Annotated in this window: 17 protein-coding genes; 8 read left to right on the top strand and 9 right to left on the bottom strand. The window is 42.8% G+C overall.

The features are described 5' to 3' along the window. The first annotated feature begins 26 nt into the window (after window positions 1-26). The 6 genes from rnb (at window position 27) to VEZ01S_RS09030 (ending at window position 7,395) form a co-directional block, all read left to right on the top strand. Window positions 27-2,012 carry an exoribonuclease II gene (gene rnb, locus VEZ01S_RS09055; protein ID WP_040890580.1) on the top strand — a complete coding sequence of 662 codons (1,986 nt, stop codon included), beginning with the start codon at window positions 27-29 and terminating at the stop codon, window positions 2,010-2,012. Between the two features lie 155 nt (window positions 2,013-2,167). Further along, window positions 2,168-2,998 carry a helix-turn-helix transcriptional regulator gene (locus VEZ01S_RS16380; RefSeq protein ID WP_119005664.1) on the top strand — a complete coding sequence of 277 codons (831 nt, stop codon included), beginning with the start codon at window positions 2,168-2,170 and terminating at the stop codon, window positions 2,996-2,998. 77 nt (window positions 2,999-3,075) lie between these two features. Further along, window positions 3,076-4,224, top strand: a complete 1,149-nt coding sequence (locus VEZ01S_RS09045) for an iron-containing alcohol dehydrogenase (protein WP_021713733.1) — start codon at window positions 3,076-3,078, stop codon at window positions 4,222-4,224. An 891-nt stretch (window positions 4,225-5,115) separates the two neighbouring features. Continuing rightward, window positions 5,116-5,853, top strand: a complete 738-nt coding sequence (locus VEZ01S_RS09040; protein WP_021713732.1) for a transporter substrate-binding domain-containing protein — start codon at window positions 5,116-5,118, stop codon at window positions 5,851-5,853. 176 nt (window positions 5,854-6,029) lie between these two features. Next, complete coding sequence (locus VEZ01S_RS09035) at window positions 6,030-6,677, top strand: amino acid ABC transporter permease (RefSeq protein ID WP_021713731.1); 648 nt, start codon at window positions 6,030-6,032, stop codon at window positions 6,675-6,677. Further along, the gene (locus tag VEZ01S_RS09030; protein ID WP_021713730.1) at window positions 6,670-7,395 is read left to right on the top strand and encodes an amino acid ABC transporter ATP-binding protein; all 726 of its coding nucleotides are present in this window, start codon (window positions 6,670-6,672) and stop codon (window positions 7,393-7,395) included. The genes VEZ01S_RS09035 and VEZ01S_RS09030 overlap by 8 nt, the downstream gene beginning before the upstream one ends. Before the next feature lie 180 nt (window positions 7,396-7,575). Here VEZ01S_RS09030 and VEZ01S_RS09025 read toward each other — a convergent pair whose 3' ends face one another. The 5 genes from VEZ01S_RS09025 to VEZ01S_RS09005 all read right to left on the bottom strand — a co-directional run bounded on the left by VEZ01S_RS09025 (window position 7,576) and on the right by VEZ01S_RS09005 (window position 11,685). Then, window positions 7,576-8,040, bottom strand: a complete 465-nt coding sequence (locus VEZ01S_RS09025; protein ID WP_021713729.1) for an RNA-binding S4 domain-containing protein — start codon at window positions 8,038-8,040, stop codon at window positions 7,576-7,578. Between the two features lie 56 nt (window positions 8,041-8,096). Then, window positions 8,097-8,708 (bottom strand): glutathione S-transferase family protein, encoded by a 612-nt coding sequence (locus tag VEZ01S_RS09020; RefSeq protein WP_021713728.1) that lies wholly within the window; start codon window positions 8,706-8,708, stop codon window positions 8,097-8,099. Window positions 8,709-8,794: 86 nt separating this feature from the next. Continuing rightward, window positions 8,795-10,225 (bottom strand): coniferyl aldehyde dehydrogenase, encoded by a 1,431-nt coding sequence (locus VEZ01S_RS09015; protein WP_021713727.1) that lies wholly within the window; start codon window positions 10,223-10,225, stop codon window positions 8,795-8,797. Between the two features lie 229 nt (window positions 10,226-10,454). Further along, window positions 10,455-10,733 carry a hypothetical protein gene (locus VEZ01S_RS09010; RefSeq protein ID WP_040890577.1) on the bottom strand — a complete coding sequence of 93 codons (279 nt, stop codon included), beginning with the start codon at window positions 10,731-10,733 and terminating at the stop codon, window positions 10,455-10,457. A gap of 370 nt (window positions 10,734-11,103) precedes the next feature. Then, on the bottom strand, window positions 11,104-11,685 hold the full coding sequence (locus VEZ01S_RS09005) for a DJ-1/PfpI family protein (RefSeq protein WP_040890576.1): 582 nt from the start codon (window positions 11,683-11,685) through the stop codon (window positions 11,104-11,106). Window positions 11,686-11,863: 178 nt separating this feature from the next. On the opposite strand from VEZ01S_RS09005, the gene VEZ01S_RS09000 reads away from it, so the two are divergent. Continuing rightward, complete coding sequence (locus tag VEZ01S_RS09000; RefSeq protein ID WP_021713724.1) at window positions 11,864-12,334, top strand: hypothetical protein; 471 nt, start codon at window positions 11,864-11,866, stop codon at window positions 12,332-12,334. 154 nt (window positions 12,335-12,488) lie between these two features. Here the strand turns inward: VEZ01S_RS09000 and VEZ01S_RS08995 are convergent, their stop codons facing one another. Both VEZ01S_RS08995 and VEZ01S_RS08990 read right to left on the bottom strand, forming a co-directional pair. After that, complete coding sequence (locus VEZ01S_RS08995; RefSeq protein ID WP_021713723.1) at window positions 12,489-14,087, bottom strand: isocitrate lyase; 1,599 nt, start codon at window positions 14,085-14,087, stop codon at window positions 12,489-12,491. 39 nt (window positions 14,088-14,126) lie between these two features. Beyond that, window positions 14,127-16,295, bottom strand: coding sequence for a malate synthase G (locus VEZ01S_RS08990; RefSeq protein ID WP_021713722.1), 2,169 nt, complete (start codon window positions 16,293-16,295; stop codon window positions 14,127-14,129). A 167-nt stretch (window positions 16,296-16,462) separates the two neighbouring features. Between VEZ01S_RS08990 and VEZ01S_RS08985 the strand changes: the two genes are divergently transcribed. Next, window positions 16,463-18,013, top strand: a complete 1,551-nt coding sequence (locus tag VEZ01S_RS08985) for a DUF3612 domain-containing protein (protein ID WP_084621691.1) — start codon at window positions 16,463-16,465, stop codon at window positions 18,011-18,013. A gap of 105 nt (window positions 18,014-18,118) precedes the next feature. Here the strand turns inward: VEZ01S_RS08985 and thiE are convergent, their stop codons facing one another. After that, window positions 18,119-18,742 carry a thiamine phosphate synthase gene (gene thiE, locus VEZ01S_RS08980; RefSeq protein ID WP_021713720.1) on the bottom strand — a complete coding sequence of 208 codons (624 nt, stop codon included), beginning with the start codon at window positions 18,740-18,742 and terminating at the stop codon, window positions 18,119-18,121. Window positions 18,743-18,751: 9 nt separating this feature from the next. Continuing rightward, entirely contained in the window at window positions 18,752-19,543 is a 792-nt protein-coding gene (gene thiM, locus VEZ01S_RS08975) for a hydroxyethylthiazole kinase (RefSeq protein ID WP_021713719.1), read from the bottom strand. Between the last annotated feature and the right edge of the window lie 32 nt (window positions 19,544-19,575).

Raw genomic sequence — 19,575 nt, 5'->3', positions numbered from 1 at the left:
CTATTGTCAATAATAATAAAGAATTCATGTTTGCAGATAACCCGTTGCTTGCTCAACTAAAACAGCAAATTAAAGAAAAGATCCCAACCAAAGAAGGGACGATTAAAGCGACAGACAAAAAGTTTGGTTTTCTAGAAGTCGACAACAAAACAAGCTACTTCATCCCACCTCCTTATATGAAAAAATGCATGCACGGTGACCGTGTAGTGGCATTGATTCGCACTGAAAATGACAAAGAGTTAGCCGAACCAGACCAACTGCTTGAGCAAGCCGTTACCCGTTTTATAGGCCGAATTAAGCTGTTTAAAGGACGCTTAAATGTGGTTCCTGATCAGCCACAGTTACGCAACCTTTCTTTAAAAGCCAAAACAGCCAAAGGGCTAAAGCACGATATGTTTGCCGAAGGCGATTGGGTTGTAGCACACGTTATCCAGCACCCACTGAAAGGTGATGCTGGCTTCATGGTGGAAATCACAGAAAAAATCACCGATGCCAATGACAAAATAGCCCCTTGGTGGGTCACATTAGCAGAAAATGACTTGCCGAATACCGAGCCCGAAGGTATTGAAAACTGGCAACTGCACGATGATACCGACCTGACTCGCGAAGATCTTACTGACATTCCTTTTGTTACCATCGATGGTGAATCTACAAAAGATATGGATGATGCGCTGTATGCTCGCAAAACTGAAAACGGTCAGTTTGAGCTGAGCATCGCAATTGCCGATCCTACGGCTTACATCACACCGGATGATGAAATGGATAAAGTAGCGCGTGAACGCGGTTTCACGATCTACCTACCTGGTCGCAATATTCCAATGCTACCTAGAGATCTCGCAGACAACCTTTGTTCACTCATTCAAGACCAAGTGCGCCCTGCTCTTTGCTGCACAGTCACTATTGATAGTGATGGCACCATACAAGATGATATTCGCTTCTTTGCAGCGAATATTAAATCTCATGCTCGTTTGGCCTACAACGCTGTTTCTGATTACTTGGAAACTGGAACATCTGTAGATTGGACTCCAACGCAAGAGATTGCCAACGTGGTCGATGCTTTAGCAGAAATGGCGAAATCACGCAGCCAATGGCGAGAAAATAATGCGGTTATCTTCCCTGACCGTCCGGATTATCGCTTTGAACTTAGTGAAGACAACGATGTCATTGCTATTCATGCCGATATGCGCCGCACTGCCAATAAATTAGTCGAAGAAGCCATGATTACCGCTAACATTTGTGCTGGGCGTGTTCTGAGCGATAAATTAGGTATGGGTATCTTTAATACCCACTCAGGCTTAAAAGATGACAAAGTAAATAACGTCATTGATTTGGTGACTGAATATGGCGCAGAAGGTTTTGACTCGCAAAATGTGACCACATTAGAAGGCTTCACTGCGCTACGTCGTTGGTTAAATAGTCAACCTACTCAGTATTTAGACAACCGAATTCGCAAGCATCAAAGTTATGGTGAAATGGGCAATACACCAGCACCACACTTTGCCATGGGGTTAGATATCTACGCAACTTGGACCTCTCCAATTCGTAAATACAGCGATATGGTCAATCACCGACTATTAAAAGCTATCATCCTTGATAAAGCCCCTGTGCAAACACCCGATGATGAAGTGGGCGACGAGCTCGCAATTCATCGTAAGCACCACAGAATGGCAGAGCGCAAGGTCAGCGATTGGTTATACGCCCGTACCTTGAAAAAAGACGTGGCGGCACAAACGGCATTCAAAGCAGAAATTTTTGATATTGGTCGTGGCGGTATGCGCGTACGATTGATTGAAAATGGTGCCGCAGCATTTGTGCCAAACTCTTTGATTATGGATAACAAAGAACGCATAGAATCAAGCACTGAGCAGGGTTCTATTTCCATTGATAAAGAAGTGGTCTATAAGCTTAGCGACATTGTTGAAATTATCCTAACGGATGTCGACGTAGAAAAGCGCAATATCGTTGCCAAACCCACCGACGTTTTTGCTGATCTTCCTACTCAAGAAGATTAAGCCACTTACGCTAACGATAATAAACCGGTAACGCAATCCCCTGCGCTACCGGTTTTTTTCTTTGATAGCTACATCGACAAAAACAGACAAAGCCCCTTTCCATTCAATACGATAGTTGGATAAGATAAAATCATTCTATCTATAAGGCGTTATTTGTGTCGCTGTTTACTTATTTATCACTTTCTAAGGCGCAGCCATCGCTACTGCACCATTACGCAACAATGCCGTTGGCATTTGTTCGTCTGCAAGCAGGCACCCCGTCTTTTCAAGTACAGAACTCATCACTGATATTAAATAGCGAGCAAATACTCTGTTGCTTCACCGAAGATCTCCCCTCATTTTTCCTCTTAAATGAGCACATGGGGGTTAACGCAGAAGTACTTATGGTTGAATTTGAAGCCTTAGACGTGTTCTCAAGCGCGCATTCTTTGCCTGATCTCACCCTTTCCGAGCATCCCTTACACATACAGACAGCAACGCCTGCTAAGACACCTTCACTATTAGACAGCAATCTACTTGAACGGCAATTGTTTACGGCTTTATCCACTTGCGCTCAAGACTCTGTTTATTCAAACCCTGTTCAGCGCTCTTTGATAAATAGCTTTTTATTGCAACTGTCGCTCAACCATCAAAGCGTTGCTCGCCGCATACTACAAGCAACGGATACCTCATTCTCTGACAAGGTATCGCTGTTCCTTGATAGGAGACTGGATAAAGAGATCACTCTACCTATGCTTGCGCAACATCTAACACTGTCCATCTCTAGTGTAAAACGAAAGCTGGCAGAGGAAGGGCTCTCCTTCTCCCAAATGCTCAAACAAAAAAGAACCTATAAAGGTGCTACTATCTTGCGATCAGGACGTACTAATATAAACACCATTGCTGCGTTATGTGGTTTTAATAGTGCCACTCAATTTAGTCATGCTTTTAAGAGCGTGTACGGTTGCACTCCAAAGGTATTTCGCAGGGAACGTAGAACGCCTTAATCATTTACGATCAATAGACTTCGATGCATGAAAACCATCGTGCACATATGAAGGCAATAATTAAAGGGAACCATAACATGCAATTTAGCTATTCAAATCCAACCAATATCTATTTTGGACAATCTCAAATTGCTGCAATCGCTCAAGCAATCCCTATCGACAGTAAAGTTCTTGTCATTTATGGCGGAGGATCGATTAAGAAAAATGGCGTTTATGACCAAGTCGCTAGTGCGCTCAGTGGGCACCAATGGCAAGAGTTTTCGGGTGTCGAGCCAAATCCATCAGTAGAAACACTAGACAAGGCCGTTGATATCGTAAAGAAAAACAAGGTCGACTATTTACTTGCCGTTGGTGGAGGCTCAGTGATCGATGGCAGTAAATACATTGCAGCCGCATCACATTACGAAGGCGATGGTTGGGATATTCTCATCGGCAAACATCAAGTGACAAGCGCTGTGCCACTGGGGGCCGTGTTAACCCTTCCCGCTACAGGCTCTGAATCAAATAAAGCTGCTGTTGTCACTAAAAAGTCCACTCAAGATAAACTCAGCTTTTTGTCTTCTTATGTACAACCCAAATTTGCGGTGCTTGATCCTGACGCGATGAAAACGCTTCCACAACGCCAATTAGTCAATGGATTAATTGATGCATGGATACACGTCTGTGAACAATATTTAACGAAGCCTACTAACGCAATGGTACAAGACGGGTTTGCAGAAGCTCTGTTGAAAAACCTGAAAACACTTGGCAACGACTTTGACCATCACGACAGTGATACTTGGCGCGCTAATTTAATGTGGAATGCTAACCAAGCATTAAACGGCCTTATTGGTGTTGGCGTCGCACAAGACTGGGCCACTCATATGATTGGACATGAACTCACCGCTTTATATGGCGTTGATCACGCGCATTCACTAGCTATTATCCAACCTTCACTACTACGCAACCAAATTGAATGTAAACGTGCCAAATTAGAACAAATGGGAAAAAACGTTTTTGGACTACAGCAAAGTGCCGATTTGGCAGAGCAAACTATCAACTACATTGAAGACTTTTATCATAGCTTGAACATGCCAACCCAACTTACCGAGTATGGGGATAATAAAGCGGTCGCCATTGACACGATTTTACATCAATTAAAATCGCACAATATGCTGACGCTCGGTGAAAACCAATCGATTACTCTTATAGAAGTAGAACATATTTTACAGCAAGCTCTTGCTTAATTCTCTAGCATAGACAGCCGTATTCAGAAGGCGACATGTGATTTTGTCGACCTTCTGCTTTTACTCAACACTCAGTGGTATTGTTGATGCTTTAAGGCGGATAGCACTAACAAGCGTATGCTAAATCATGAGTGAGATCTCATTTTTGAAGAAAACCAATGCTACTTCACAAATAAACACCAAAAATAGCAAGCGCAGAACTCGCCAGCAAGTTAATAAACTGAAAATAACACCGAGCAATAGATCCATTTACGCAACATTTAACTCACTGGATTTAATATTGACCAATAGAAATTCACGTTGTATGCATTTTAATTAATATTAGAAATTGTTATTTCCATAGGATAACTAGAAATAGTTATGTAATTTTATTGTGAATCTCTGATAGCCTAAGTAACGCAATAATAAGCATTTACGTAAGATATTTAATCAACGCAGGAAAACTTTTACCACCAGCACTGCTCCTTCTTTGTTATGCAATGACTTTTTCTCATTTATTTAGACAATTAAGACTAAATTCAATAAAAAATACAGGGCGCTCAGTAATTCATTGATTAAAAAGGGGTTTTTAAACAACCTAAATTTAAAATCAATACGTTACATTCAATTTATGCCTGTAAAACACATCTACACTAATCTTATCGTTTAGATTTCATCAAAATAACGTTTAAAAAATGACCTGTAAAACCTAATGAAAAATAAGTAATTAGTTGCATATAAACTATGTGTTTTTTGTAAAGAAATCGATTAAATGACATAAAATATCGGCATTAATGCATAGTTAATTAGGGTCATTTTGTCTCATTACTTGATCTTTTCTTCCATAGGGATTATTTTCGTCGCTTGCTTTCGTCTCTTCACTGAGACTTAAAAATAAGGAAACTCGCAAAAATGAAAAAGATTTCAATTACATTTGCAATGCTTTTGGCTGCTCTGACAACCACAACTGCATTTGCAAAAGACAAAGTTTATAAGATCGCGACTGATGCAGCTTACGCTCCTTTCTCGTTCAAAGTAGATGGCGCATATACTGGTATCGATGTTGAAGTACTAGACGCTATCGCAAAAATTGAAGGTTTCGAATACCAACTAACGCCAATGAACTTCAACGGTATCATCCCTGGTGTTGTATCAGGCCAACTTGATGGTGCTATTGCAGGTATGACAATCACAGAGAAACGCGCTAAGGTTTTAGACTTCTCTGAAGGTTACTACGAATCAGGTGTTATCCCAGTTGTGACTGTAGATAGCAAAATTGCTTCTATCGCTGACTTCAAAAACAAACGTTTTGCAGTTAAGAAAGGTACCACTTCTGCAGATTGGGCAAGCGCTAACCGTAAAGACCTAGATTCTACTATTCGTTACTTTGACGATTCTGCATCTATGTTCCAAGAAGTGATCAACGGCAACGCTGATATCGCTTTTGAAGACTACCCTGTTATCGCTTACAAAATTTCTCTAGATAAAACTCCAACTCTAAAACTTGTTGGTGAGAAATTAACAACAGCGAAATTTGGTTTTGGTGTTAAGAAAGGCCAAAATGCTGAACTTCTTAAGAAATTCAACGATGGTCTAGCAAAAATTAAAGCAAACGGTACTTACGAGAAGATTCTTAATAAATACCAATAATACCTCGTTTAAACACAAGGTTTAGAAACATTGCTTTAAAATAAAAATATTTACTCAGGAAGGAGTTTATTACATAAACTCCTTCTTTCTTTTCTAAATAGCCTCTTAGATGAGCGCCTTATTTTGAGGTCAACATCTTTGCGACGAGGTTAAATAGTTTTATAAAGGAAATTCGTATGTTTGAGCTATTCATGGATAGCCTACCTGCCTTTATCGAGGGGATGAAAATCACCCTGATCATAACGGTAAGTTCGCTGTTCTTGGCAACTGGCATTGGCCTTGTATTGGGTCTTATTAATATTGGCAATAACAAAATTTTACGCCTTATTGCCAAAGTTTATATCGATATTGTCCGCGGTACACCTCTTATTGTTCAAGCCTTCTTTCTATACTTTGGCATGACAGGTTACCTTGGCTTCCATATGACAGCCGAAGTTGCAGGTACCATTGTTATTAGTATTAACGCTGGTGCTTACATGGCTGAAATTTTCCGTGGCGGTATTCAAGCAATTGATAAAGGCCAAATGGAAGCTGCGCGCAGTCTTGGTCTTTCATCGACTCAAGCTATGTTGAAAGTAGTACTTCCACAAGCTTTCCGTCATATGATCCCTGCGATTTTGAACCAGTTCATTATTTCACTAAAAGATACTTCGATCCTAACGGTTATCGGTGTGAGTGAATTAACACAGTCAGGTCAAATCATCATTTCTTCAACGTACCGTTCGTTTGAAGTATGGACAATGGTCGGCATTTTGTATTTTGTTCTTATCTATATTTTGAGCACTATCTTTAGACAAATTGAGGCGCGTTTGAACAATGATTAAGGTATCAAAACTAGTAAAAGCTTATGGCGATAACGTTGTTCTAAACGGTATTGACTTTCATGTTGCCGAAAACGAAGTTGTCTCTCTTATCGGGCCTTCAGGCTCAGGTAAGTCTACCCTACTTCGCTGCCTGAACGGCCTTGAAGAGTTAAACGGTGGTCATGTTGTTATTGATGGTGACGATCTAGCGAACAAAGATTTGGATATTAACAAGTTCCGTGAACATGTTGGCATGGTATTCCAATCTTTCAACTTGTTCCCGCACCTAACGGTAATGGAAAACATCACGCTTGCGCCATTAACACTGAAAAAAGCCAACAAAGCAGAAGCGCAAGCAACTGCATTTGAATTGTTGGACAAAGTCGGTCTGCGTGACAAAGCCGATGCGTACCCAAAAAGCTTGTCCGGTGGTCAAAAGCAGCGTATTGCAATTGCACGCGCACTGGCAATGAACCCTGACATTTTGCTTTTTGATGAACCGACTTCGGCACTTGATCCAGAGATGGTTGGTGAAGTTCTGCAAGTAATGCAAGATCTTGCCAACTCACACGGCATGACAATGGTTGTTGTAACCCACGAAATGGGCTTTGCTCGTGAAGTGTGTGACCGTGTAGTCTTCATGGCTGACGGTAAAATCGTTGAACAAGGTAAGCCTTGCGAAATCTTCGATAACCCGCAAAACGAACGTACTCAAGACTTCTTGTCTAAAGTTCTGTAAGCGTTTTTGCTTTACCCGTTATCCATCTAAAAGTTTGGGAACTGATGTTAATCAGTTCCCATTTTTTTGTCTGGATCTAGTGACATTAGTTTTGGGCAATAAAAAAGGACCTAAATAACATTTAGATCCTTAATCAATCGTTAATTTTACGACTTATCTTTTTCGTGATTATCGCCGAAATTAAAAGAAGTTGATGGATTTACGCCCTGTTTTAGCGTTTTTATCACTGTCATCGTCTTCATTACTTTCTGCAACTTGAGTCTGCACTTTAGCGTCAGAGTGGTTGCCGGCAAAATGCTCTTCGACATATTCCGGCTCATCGTCATAACCTTGATCGCCAGCGTCGTAATCTGTTGCTGCCATATCATCTGCATAATCACTTTCAACAACATCAGCCGGATCAACATAGATTACTAGGTAGAATTCTTCATTAAATTGCACCAAATCACCGTCAACGAGTTTACGACGTTTACGGGTTTCAATTTCGCCATTCACGGCGACATAGCCTTGGCTGATAGCTTGTTTCGCTTCACCGCCACCACTGACTGCATCGGCAATCTTTAGTACCTTGTAAAGTTCAACAGGTTGAGTTGACACCTCAACACCAATTGCTTCAATTTCGATTTCTTCTTCTAAGTGATCCACTGCATTTCCAACTTAAGTTTTCGAGCTATGCTCGTTAATTGGCGACATTCTAACTGCTATTGGAACTCAGGCATAGCACCAAGTTTATTGTGCCAGGCTTGGATATGAGAGTACTGCTCTTCAATCTCGACGCTAAATGCACCTTTCATTAGGTTCACAAATAAAAACCCAGTGATATCAGCAACAGACAACTCACCTCCGGCAAGATAGCTAGAATGTGCCAGTCTATTGTCGAGCTTAGTCAAAAACGCAATTGCACGGCTTTTTGACTCTTCACCCCACTCACTCACACAGTTCTCTCGATCAGAGTAAAAACCGGTAATATTTCTAAATGCCTGAAAACCGGCAATCAAACCTTGGAACTCTACAATGCGGTGCCACATTTCAACTTGTGCACTCTGCACGCCTGGCGCGCCAAATAGATTCGCCTGATTAGGCACAATATGATCAAAGTAACGACAAATCGCGACAGACTCACTGATGTAAGTACCATCGTCTAACTCCAATACTGGCACAGTGCCGCTAGCGCTTTTGTTTTGGAACTCAGGGGTAATGTTTTCACCGCCCTTTAGATCCACTTGAATACGTTCAACCTCAGCCCCAATCAGCTTGAGAAAAATCGAAACACGTCTACAGCTTGGCGTCGCCGCCGACTCATACAATTTCATTTCATATTTCCTTATTAAAATTTCGCTTTAAAGCGCTTTCGAATCTGTCCGATAAGGCGTTGCAATTTAGGTAATGTTTCCATCAATTACCTGACAAACCACTTCCTCATAACTGACAATACCCACTTACGATATTTCAAAATTAACCGAGATCTGGGTAAATAACTCGGCGTGTACAATATGGTTTTAGCATGGCTAAAGGTTCGAAATCCTTCTTCGCCATGATATCGCCCCATCCCAGAATGCCCTATCCCACCAAACGGTGCATCTTCGGCCGCGACATGAAAAATAGTGTCATTAACCGCCACTCCTCCAGAATGCGTATTTGCCAAAATATAATCAACAGTCGGTTGTTCATTACTCATAACATATAGCGCTAAGGGGCGCTCACCAGCATTCACATACTTTATCGCCTCTTCGACTTTTTGATAGGTGATGATGGGTAAAATGGGACCAAAGATTTCTTCCTTCATCACCGCTAAATCATCACTCGGATTAAAGATAAGATGTGGCAATAACTGGTTTTGTTCTGTGATGCTTTTACGGGTCGCAACTTCGATGACACGCACGCCATCAGTCGCTTTCGCTTGCTCGATATATCGTTGTAAACGTTGGTATTGATGATGATTGATAATATGGCTGAACTGGCTGAGATCTTCAGCGAAATAATGGTTAAAACGCTGGGCAAATAACTCGGCAAATTCATCGGCTCTGTTTTGATCAATCAGTACATAATCTGGTGCGACGCAGATTTGTCCTGCGTTGACGCATTTTCCAAACACAATTGAATCAATGATTTTATCTAACTGCGCATCAGGCGCGATTATCACTGGCGATTTACCACCTAATTCCAGCGTAACGGGCGTTAAATTTTTAGCCGCCGCCTGCGCGACCATACGACCAACGGATGTTGAACCAGTAAACAGTAAATGATCAAAAGGCAATGCACTAAAATTCGCGGCAATCGTCGCTCCGCCTTGTATCACCACTACTTCATCATCTAACACAGACAAGATATTAATGAGCACTTCATTGGTCGCAGGCGTAAATTCGCTGAGCTTTAGCATCACTTTATTGCCTGCTGCAATGGCTGTAGCAACTGGCGGTAAGCTCAACATTACCGGGAAGTTCCACGGCGAAATAACACCTACAACTCCAAGAGGCTGATACTCAACTTTTACTTTTGAAGGAAACAGCATTAATCCTGCATGTCGCTTCGACGGCTTTGCCCATCGATTGAGGTTTTTTAACGTGTATTTGATGTGATTAATGGTTGGAATAATATCAGACAGGACAGAATCAAACTCAGAGCGATTGCCGAAGTCTTTTGCCAGTGCTAAGACCAATTGTGACTGCTGCTCTAATATTGATTGTTTGAGTAGTAATAAGCGCTGTCTTCGTTGCTCTAAACTTGGGTTTGGCGTGTCTGCGTAACTCTTTTTTAAAGCGGTTAGTTTCAAGTTTAAATCACCTGAGTCTCCTAAAGTGTCACTCGAAACCAAATTAAGTCGCGCCATTACTGCCTCTCATTAAATTTTCAACCGTCATCATGATTGTTGCTTGTGCAATCGATTGTAGGCGATGAGAAGCATTACACCTAACTCTGTTCCCCAAAAATTTTACCCTTAGCAAAAACTTGCCTTACATAGGTAAAAATATGGGAGCAATTAGACATTCGTTACTATCTGTTTTGGTGTTTGACAATAAAAATTAAGCGTCACAGGTGCAACGCTTAATCCTTATTCATTACATGATATTTCTACGACAAGCTTCTTTCTTATAGCTGGATTCGCGATAAAGCCAAAGCAACCCATTTGCAACAATCATTAGCCCAGTAAACAATACATAATTCACCCACTGGCTCTTCACAAATGACGCAATACCCTGCTCACCGATAGAAGAATATTGAAAAGCGATACTAAACACTAAATAGAAAGCAAAAGAGCCAAGAGTGCTCTTAGAAAGCCAACTGAAGAAACCTTGCTCTCGTTTCTGATGCCAAATTTGAAACACTTTATCGTTCATATATTTACCTAACTTGATTATTTCTTTACTTAATTCAGTACGTGTCACTTGTGTCGTTTCACACCGAATTAAATAGCAAGCAACGCTTGCCATAATACTAAACCTTTTTGCTATAAACACGCCCTCCAACGAAGAACAGGGAATGCAAAAGGCTTACGAAAATTTGCGATACACGCTAACAAAGAGAGACATTATCTCACGATGTGCGCCTAACTGAATACACAAACCTAACATTTGAGGGCTTTAATACAGGAAAAAAGCTTTTGTTAAGCGTCAAACAGTGAATTAGATGATGAAAGGTCGTAAAGTATAAATCAGTAAGTACAGGCAGCTTATTATGGCCTTAACTCTCTCAATTAAAATTGCTAAGTCAGTCTGTGGATTCCTGCCAGTTGTACTCCATTTGCTTTGCTACTGTCTTGGCAAACGATTTACCGTAATGTTTTGATAGCAGATGTAAGCTCATATCGATGCCAGCCGAAATACCACCTGACGTAGTGAATTTTCCAGATGTAACCCAACGTTGATCCGTAATGACATTTAGACTTGGAAACTGTGATATTAAATCGGGGATATCTTCCCAATGTGTTGTCACTGTCGCATCCTTGACAATACCAGCTTGGGCGAGCAGAAATACCCCAGTACATACTGATACAACTTCGTTTGTAAACGGCGCAACCGATGCTAGCCAACTTAACGTAATGGAGTTATGCATCTCAAGACTATGCTCCCCACCGACAACCACTAGTACGTCAATCTTGGGATGATCGTATATTGTGTAGTCAGACAGTACTTTAAAGCCGCCTCTAGCGATAACGGGCTTCGTACTTTCTGACACTAGAAACACATTTAGGTTTTCAGCCCCTAGCCTCTTTGCGGTGCTGAAGACTTCGAACGGGCCCGAGAAATCAAGAACTTCTGCTTGATTATAAATGTAAATAGCTATGTTCATTCGCATTTACTCTACCATGACAAGTCACCATCAATAATACGACTAATCGCAACATAACGGTGAATATAAGACACAGTTTTTTCTTCAGTGTCGAGTTTTTAGTTGTACAGAATTCACCATTGACAGTCTGTTACATAATGTTACGATTCTTTGTTTTTTACTATCAAAGGCTAATATTATGACAAGGTTTATCACCCTAATTAGCTTGCTAATCTGCTGTACAGCACAGGCGGCAACAGACAAGAATCTAACTTGGGAACCATACAAAACAATTTCACTTTCTGAGTTTAATCAAAACCGACTAAACACCAAACTCAAGTTATTAGAGCTAGTGTCCGAACGCCAATGGGATATCATTAATCAAACTCCAGATTCTTTCGAAATGTCGCTAAGAAAATGCCATGTGCAAATGGTTTTTTCTGATAAAGCAATTACCATTAATCATGTTAAAGAGCCTAAGGTTCTACGACATAATCCATCCGTTCACCAAAGACCGAAATGCATGACGAATTGGCTGTCTAATATAGCGAAAGACATCAATACCACGCTAAAAATCATCGCGGCTCAACAAGAAGCCATTGCCTTAGAAAATAACCGTATTTCTGTTAAAAATAGTGCTGACACAGATAGTACTGATACGGACAAATAAAACATAACTTTCTATGAACTCGGCTCATTGTGGATAAACTACATACGAACTCACTAAACCTCCACACCAAAAACAAAAACAAAAACAGCGTTATAGCGAGCCTTCTCACTATAATGCTGTTTATTATCCTCTATTACTTCAATCTAATCACTCACTAAGCAAACTGATTCATGGTGTTGTTTTCACCCGATGCTTTCAGTGCTTGGTCACCAGAGAAATACTCTTTGTGATCATCACCTATGTTCGAACCAGACATGTCTTGGTGTTTCACCGAAGCCAGTCCTTGACGAATCTCTTTACGTTGTACCCCTTTAACGTACGCTAACATGCCCATTTCACCGAAGTAGTCTTTGGCTAGATTGTCCGTAGACAATGCCGCTGTGTGATAAGTTGGCAGGGTGATCAAGTGATGGAAGATACCTGCATCTCGGGCTGCGTCTTGTTGGAAGTTTTGGATTTTGATGTCCGCTTCTCTTGCCAACTCCGACTCGTCGTAGACGCTGTTCATCAGTTTTTCACGTTCATAAGCAGTCACGTCCATGCCCTGCTCTTGCCACATATCAAACACTTGCTGACGGAAGTTTAGCGTCCAGTTAAATGACGGGCTGTTGTTGTACACCAGTTTCGCATTCGGAATCACTTCTCGAATTCGGTTAACCATGCCTGCAATTTGTTGAACGTGCGGTTTTTCTGTTTCAATCCATAATAGATCGGCACCATCTTGCAGCGAGGTAATGCAATCTAACACTACGCGATCTTCGCCTGTATTGGGCTTAAAGCGCACTAGACCATTCGGTAGGCGCGTTGGCTTGATGTACTTGTCGCCTTGCTTGATCACCATCTCACCACTGGCAAGTTCTTCAAGTTTAGTCACTTCTTCGCCATCAATGAATGAGTTGTACACATCGGCAAGATCACCTTCGCTCTGACTCACAGGGATTTTCTGAGTTAAGCCTGCGCCAAGGGAGTCTGTTCTGGCTACAATAACGCCATCATCTACGCCAAGTTCTAAGAATGCGTATCGAACTGCATTGATTTTCGCTAAAAAGTCTTCATGTGGAACCGTTACTTTGCCATCTTGGTGACCACATTGCTTAGCATCAGACACCTGATTTTCAATCTGAATACAACACGCACCTGCCTCAATCATCTTCTTCGCTAGCAAATAAGTGGCTTCTTCGTTACCAAAGCCTGCATCGATATCCGCAATAATAGGCACAACGTGAGTTTCAAAGTTATCGATTTGATTTTGCACAGACTGAGCCGTGACAGCGTCACCTTCTGCGCGCGCTTTGTCGAGCGCTTTATAAAGGTGGTTAAGCTCACGAGCGTCGGCTTGCTTTAAAAAGGTATACAGCTCTTCGATTAGCATTGGCACTGAGGTTTTCTCGTGCATAGATTGGTCCGGCAGTGGACCTAGCTCTGAGCGCATTGCCGCCACCATCCAACCGGATAGGTATAAATAACGACCGCGAGTTGTCTCAAAATGCTTTTTCACTGAGATCATTTTTTGTTGGCCAATGAAGCCATGCCAGCAGCCCAAAGATTGGGTGTAATTAGCGTTATTTTCATCGTACGCTTGCATGTCTTCACGCATGATTTTGGCGGTAAAGCGTGCGATATCCAACCCACAGGTAAAGCGATTTTGTAGCCTCATGCGCGCGACATATTCAGGATTGATTGCCGCCCACGTTTGCCCTTGTTGCTCAATGGTGCCTTTTGCTGTCTCTATTACTGATTTGTAATTATCCATAATGGTTCTCTCCAGTTATTCAGTTGGCTATGTGTTGAATTATCGTTTTGCTTGTAGGCGGTACTCATGAAGTAGTGGTTCTGTATAGCCGTTTGGCTGCTCAGCACCTTGAAAAATTAAGGCTTTAGCACATTGAAATGCATGGCTAGTGTCTGTATTTGGCGTCATTGGTAAGTACCCCGATGTACCTTGGTTTTGCGCATCGACGGTGGCTGCCATCTGCTCAAGAACATCGTTAACTTGATTTGAGGTACAAATGCCGTGTTTTAACCAGTTTGCGATATGTTGACTGGAAATTCTTAAAGTCGCTCTATCTTCCATTAACGCCGTGTTGTTAATATCTGGCACTTTAGAACAGCCCACACCCATCTCTATCCAGCGCACGACATAACCAAGAATGCCTTGAATGTTGTTCTCTAGCTCTCGAATCACATCTTGTTCGGTTAGTTCGTTTTCTTGTGCCATAAGAGGGATATTTAACATGCCACGTTTGTAATCTTCGTTGTTCGCCGACAAACGTTGTTGCTGCTGTTTTACGTCTATCTCCAAATAGTGCAAAGCGTGCAAAGTGGCGGCCGTTGGTGATGGCACCCAAGCAGTAGTTGCGCCTGCTTCAAGGTGAGCGGTTTTTTGCTCCATCATTTGCGCCATTTCATCTGGCATTGCCCACATGCCTTTACCAATTTGCGCTTTACCCGCAAACCCAGTATTTAAACCCGTAGAGACATTGTTTTTCTCGTAAGCATCAATCCAAGTTTGGTGTTTAAGCTCTTGCTTAGGTAAAAACGGGCCAGCTTGCATGCTGGTATGAATTTCATCCCCAGTGCGGTCTAAGAAGCCGGTGTTGATAAAGAACACGCGTGATTTTGCGGCGCGAATACACTCTTTTAAGTTCAATGAAGTGCGGCGCTCTTCGTCCATAATGCCAATTTTGATGGTGTTTGGCTCAAGCCCTAACATGCGCTCAACGCGATCAAACAACTCACAAGAAAACGCTACTTCTTCCGGGCCGTGCATTTTTGGTTTTACGATATAAATGCTTCCGGCGCGGCTGTTTTTCATTCGGCATTGCTCAGGATTTTTAATTTCAATTGCGGCAATCAAAGCCGTTATTACCGCATCAATGATACCTTCTGGTGCTTGCTCTCCATTGTCTAGCGTCATTAAGTCACTGGTCATCAAGTGCCCTACATTACGAATCATCAACAGCGAGCGACCGTGCAGGTTATAATCTTCACCACTGCGGCCGTTATAGCTTTTATCGCCTTCTAGACGACGAATTTGTGTTACGCCATTTTTTTCAAAAGAAGCACTTAACGAGCCCGTCATCAAGCCTAACCAATTTCGGTAAGCATCGACTTTGTCGTCGCCATCGACAGCCGCAATGGAATCTTCCAGATCCATGATGGTAGAAACTGCCGATTCAATGTTAATGTCATCAATATGTGCCAAATCGTGTTTGCCTATTTTTCCTTGACGATTGATGATAATTTCTACATGTAAGCCATTGTTTTTAAGTAAAATCGACGTTGGCTCTCGCTCTGGATCACTCGCACCAACAAACTGACAAGGCTGTTTAAGTCCGGTGTGTGTCCCGTCAGGGAAGTGCGCCAGTAAACTATTGAAATAGATGGTGTAGCTTTCTACATCGTGATGCGAACCTTGATCTAAAGGGAACACTCTATCTAAAAAGTCTTTAGCATACGCAATCACGTGTTTGCCCCGAGCTGGGTTATATTTTTTTCCTGCTTTCATGCCTGGTTCAGATTGCGCAATTACGTCCGTACCATATAGCGCGTCGTATAAACTTCCCCAGCGAGCGTTGGCCGCGTTCAGCGCAAAGCGCGCATTTTTAATTGGCACCACCAGTTGCGGGCCGGCAATGTTGGCAATCTCTTCGTCAACGTTCTCTGTTTCAATGCAAAAGTCTTCGCCTTCAGCTGTTAAATAGCCAATTTCACTGAGAAAGTGTCGGTACTGCTCTGCGTTAAAGGAGCGATGACTGGCATGAAACTGGTCTATTTGCTGCTGCATTTTTGCACGAGTATCCAAGAGGGCTTGATTTATGGGGGTCAGTTCTGTCACTAGTTGAGTAAAATCGCCCCAAAACTGTTCGACATTCAAACCCACAAGTGGCAGCACTTCAGTATTAACAAATTGGCAAAAACCTTGCTGTATCTGGCATTCCTTAGTCATTGGTAGATTCATGGCTGTATTCCTCGTGATAGTGATTGAAGCGCTTTTCCATTGCTGCTGTTGCAAACTCAACATTCAATTTGTTATTGCTGTCGAATATTTACTCTAGACACATTTACTTTAACTAAGATTTAACTAGAATTTCACAATAAAAATTACACAGTGTAAATTTTACAAATATGAAAACAAAAACCAGTTTGTTCAGGCAGTCGCACTTTCTCGGTACAAAGATCCGTAATTTGCGCAAAAGAAACCATCTCACTCTCGATGACCTTTCTTCTCGATGCGTGAAATTAAACCCAGAATCCGCACCATCGGTATCGTATCTTTCGATGATTGAAAGAGGTAAGCGAGTCCCGAGTGAAGAGATGTTAGAGGTAGTCGCTAAGGTGTTTCAAAAGCCAGTCAATTGGTTTTTAGATGATGCAAGTGAGCAAAGTGAGTTGGTTCCAGAAAAAGGCACTAGAGGCGGCGTAACAGGTATGGCGCTTGAGCCTAGCTTTTTGTTTTCCCACGAAATTTTACAAATTGCCATCCCAGAAATGTTGGCACAAACTGGCACAACGGGTCGTCAATTTGCCCACCTATTGATTCGCGCACACCAAGAGCACAATCAAAATCACTTTCCTGATTTAGAGCGCGCAGCTGAAGATATTGGGCAAAAGAGGATGCCGTTGTCAGTAGACGATCTGCTAGAGATCTGCACCGATATCGGGCTTAACGTAAAGTGGTTTAAGGAACTGCCGCAAAGCGTGATTGAAGAGAGTGGCGACAAAAAACAGCGAGTGGTTCGCTCCTATTTTGAAGCGCCCAACATTGTTCATGTGAATAGCATTTTGAAGAAAGATCCCATCCGCCTTAAATACGATCTGGCGGTAAATATTGGGCATAAGGTGCTCCACCAAGGGGATGGTGAAAAAAGTAAACTCATGTCCGATAGCAAGCCAAGCTACGGCGTAAGAGATGAAAATCAGCCTACCAGTTCCGCTGAATTGGACTCCACCAAAATTTTGCATGCATGGCGCGACTTTGAATGTTCTTTCTTCGCCGGTGCATTGCTTTGCCCGAGAGTGCCTTTTCGCCAGTTGCTTGATAGAAACGGCTATGACATCAGCGTTTGCAAGCTCGCGGGCGTTTCCGAATCGATTGCAATGCGACGTATGACTGCGGTCTCACCCTACCCTCACTGGCATTATTTTGACGCTTATTATCCGGGGACACTCAAAGCGGTGTATCGCGGAAATGGGATCCCTCTGCCTTGGGGAAATATGAAGATGGTCGAAGATCCGTGTCAGCATTGGGCGGTTTTTCGCATGACCACCAAAGACACTGACTTTAATGTGAGCGTGGCGCAAATCTCCATTTTGATGCAAAACGATGTACCGCATATTTATTGCTGTGAATCGGTTAAGGTCAAAGATTTTGCCGGCAACTCGCATGTATTATGCAGCGGCCTTGATTTAAACCCAGCCATTGCCGCACAAGGGTTTAACGCTATTGATGTGGCGCAAAGGCTTAAGCAATCTTGCATCGATAACGGCGGCACTGGGCCTATTCCGAAAGACATTAAAGAGTTGCTACTCACTGTGGGCAGAATTTTAAATATTAACTGGATTGAGCGCGGCATAGATAACAGAGCTAGGCTCATCTGCTCAAGAGGCTCTGTCTGCCCTAGAGTGCCGCAATGCAAACGCCGTCAGAAAAAACCAATTAAAGTCGTACAAGAATAAACTCAATCGCACGAAAACAAAGAGGGTTGCCAAGTATAACTAGGCAACCCTCTTTTTATTTTTCGTGAATAGCTTATTTTACGCCAGACTGCATTTTTATAGTGGCTAAGACACTGAGCGCATCTTCGCCAATAACTGCTGACTTGCCAAAGTAGGATTGCTGGCCGCCGAAATGGCCGACACGAGTGCGACACCATCAACGCCTGTTTTTGCCACACTTTGGATATTGCTCTCGTTAATGCCGCCAATCGCCACCAGCGGTTTGGTTGACGTTTCAACCGCGCTTTGTAGCCCTGCTAAACCCCAATGTTTAATGGTGTTGGTTTTAGTTGGCGTGGCAAAAATAGCGCTGACACCCAAATAATCGACAGGCAAAGACTGCGCTTCTAGCAGTTGGCGCTCGCTTTCCACCGATAAGCCCAACAACTTGTCTTTACCCAGTAAACGTCTGGCATCTTCTACAGGCATATCAGACTGCCCCAAATGAACCCCGCTAGCATCAACAGCAAGTGCAACATCAACGCGATCATTGATAATAAGCGGTACACCACTGCCCGCCATCACCTCTTTTACCGCGCGGGCGCGCTCGATAAATGCACGCACATCGCCGTGTTTTTCACGAATTTGCACCATAGTGACGCCACCGGCAATAGCTTGCTTTACCACAGTGCACAGGGCGTCAAGATTTTGGTGATCATCGGTCACAAAGTAGAGCTCATAAGGGTTCATGCTGCGTCCTTATACAATTTGCAGTTTTAAACGAGACAAAACCGTATCTGTGTCTAGCTGATACAAGGTATCTAACAAGTTCATTTGCAGTGAACCAGGACCGGCTGATTTCTCAGCGGCGATTTCACCTGCCACCCCTAAAATAGCGGTAGCGGCGAGACCTGTCACTTCGCCAATGGCAGCAAATGCACCCGTGATCGCGGTGTGCGAACAGCCCATACCCGTTACATAAGGCATCATTTGATGACCATTATCGAGCTTATAAGTGGCTTGCTGAGTCACGACATAATCACTCGCGCCAGAGATCACCACGTTTGCGCCATAGTGCTCAACGCAGAACTTGGCGGCGTTGACCGCAGAGTCGCTGCTATCTAGTGCATCCACACCTTTTGACTGCGCTTGCTCCCCTGCCAAAGCAATGATTTCTGAGGCGTTACCACGGATAATCAATTGGTCGGCTTGCTCGGCAATTTGACGCGACACTTCGGTGCGGAGCGTACTTGCGCCGCAACCTACAGGATCAAGGATTACCGTTTTGCCGTTGATATTGGCTTGCTCTACTGCAAACAACATACGTGGGATCCACACACTGTCTAGCGTACCAATATTGATTACTAAACTGCCTGCAAAACTCATCATTTCGGCCATTTCTTGCGCCGAATGCGCCATAATTGGCGAAGCACCAATAGACAACAAGGCGTTTGCGGTGTTGTTCATTACCACATAGTTGGTGATGTTTACCACTAGCGGTTTACTGTCACGCAGAGTTTGTAAACTGGCTGCTATTTGATTTTTATCCATTGTCTAATCACCTTATGTAATGGCGTTACAAC

Origin of the sequence: Vibrio ezurae NBRC 102218, assembly GCF_000467185.1 — a bacterium.
Lineage (GTDB): Bacteria > Pseudomonadota > Gammaproteobacteria > Enterobacterales > Vibrionaceae > Vibrio > Vibrio ezurae.
This window is presented reverse-complemented; position numbering and strand designations above follow the sequence as displayed.

What these genes read in the sequence shown, in the direction of transcription:
- VEZ01S_RS08990 (WP_021713722.1), bottom strand. Translation starts at nt 16,295, where the DNA reads ATGAATCTACCAATGACTAAGGAATGCCAGATACAGCAAGGTTTTTGC.
- VEZ01S_RS09010 (WP_040890577.1), bottom strand. Translation starts at nt 10,733, where the DNA reads ATGAACGATAAAGTGTTTCAAATTTGGCATCAGAAACGAGAGCAAGGT.
- VEZ01S_RS09020 (WP_021713728.1), bottom strand. Translation starts at nt 8,708, where the DNA reads ATGAAATTGTATGAGTCGGCGGCGACGCCAAGCTGTAGACGTGTTTCG.
- VEZ01S_RS09040 (WP_021713732.1), top strand. Translation starts at nt 5,116, where the DNA reads ATGAAAAAGATTTCAATTACATTTGCAATGCTTTTGGCTGCTCTGACA.
- VEZ01S_RS09015 (WP_021713727.1), bottom strand. Translation starts at nt 10,225, where the DNA reads ATGGCGCGACTTAATTTGGTTTCGAGTGACACTTTAGGAGACTCAGGT.
- VEZ01S_RS09045 (WP_021713733.1), top strand. Translation starts at nt 3,076, where the DNA reads ATGCAATTTAGCTATTCAAATCCAACCAATATCTATTTTGGACAATCT.
- thiE (WP_021713720.1), bottom strand. Translation starts at nt 18,742, where the DNA reads ATGAACCCTTATGAGCTCTACTTTGTGACCGATGATCACCAAAATCTT.
- VEZ01S_RS09005 (WP_040890576.1), bottom strand. Translation starts at nt 11,685, where the DNA reads ATGAACATAGCTATTTACATTTATAATCAAGCAGAAGTTCTTGATTTC.
- VEZ01S_RS09030 (WP_021713730.1), top strand. Translation starts at nt 6,670, where the DNA reads ATGATTAAGGTATCAAAACTAGTAAAAGCTTATGGCGATAACGTTGTT.
- thiM (WP_021713719.1), bottom strand. Translation starts at nt 19,543, where the DNA reads ATGGATAAAAATCAAATAGCAGCCAGTTTACAAACTCTGCGTGACAGT.
- VEZ01S_RS09035 (WP_021713731.1), top strand. Translation starts at nt 6,030, where the DNA reads ATGTTTGAGCTATTCATGGATAGCCTACCTGCCTTTATCGAGGGGATG.
- VEZ01S_RS08995 (WP_021713723.1), bottom strand. Translation starts at nt 14,087, where the DNA reads ATGGATAATTACAAATCAGTAATAGAGACAGCAAAAGGCACCATTGAG.
- VEZ01S_RS08985 (WP_084621691.1), top strand. Translation starts at nt 16,463, where the DNA reads ATGAAAACAAAAACCAGTTTGTTCAGGCAGTCGCACTTTCTCGGTACA.
- VEZ01S_RS09000 (WP_021713724.1), top strand. Translation starts at nt 11,864, where the DNA reads ATGACAAGGTTTATCACCCTAATTAGCTTGCTAATCTGCTGTACAGCA.
- rnb (WP_040890580.1), top strand. Translation starts at nt 27, where the DNA reads ATGTTTGCAGATAACCCGTTGCTTGCTCAACTAAAACAGCAAATTAAA.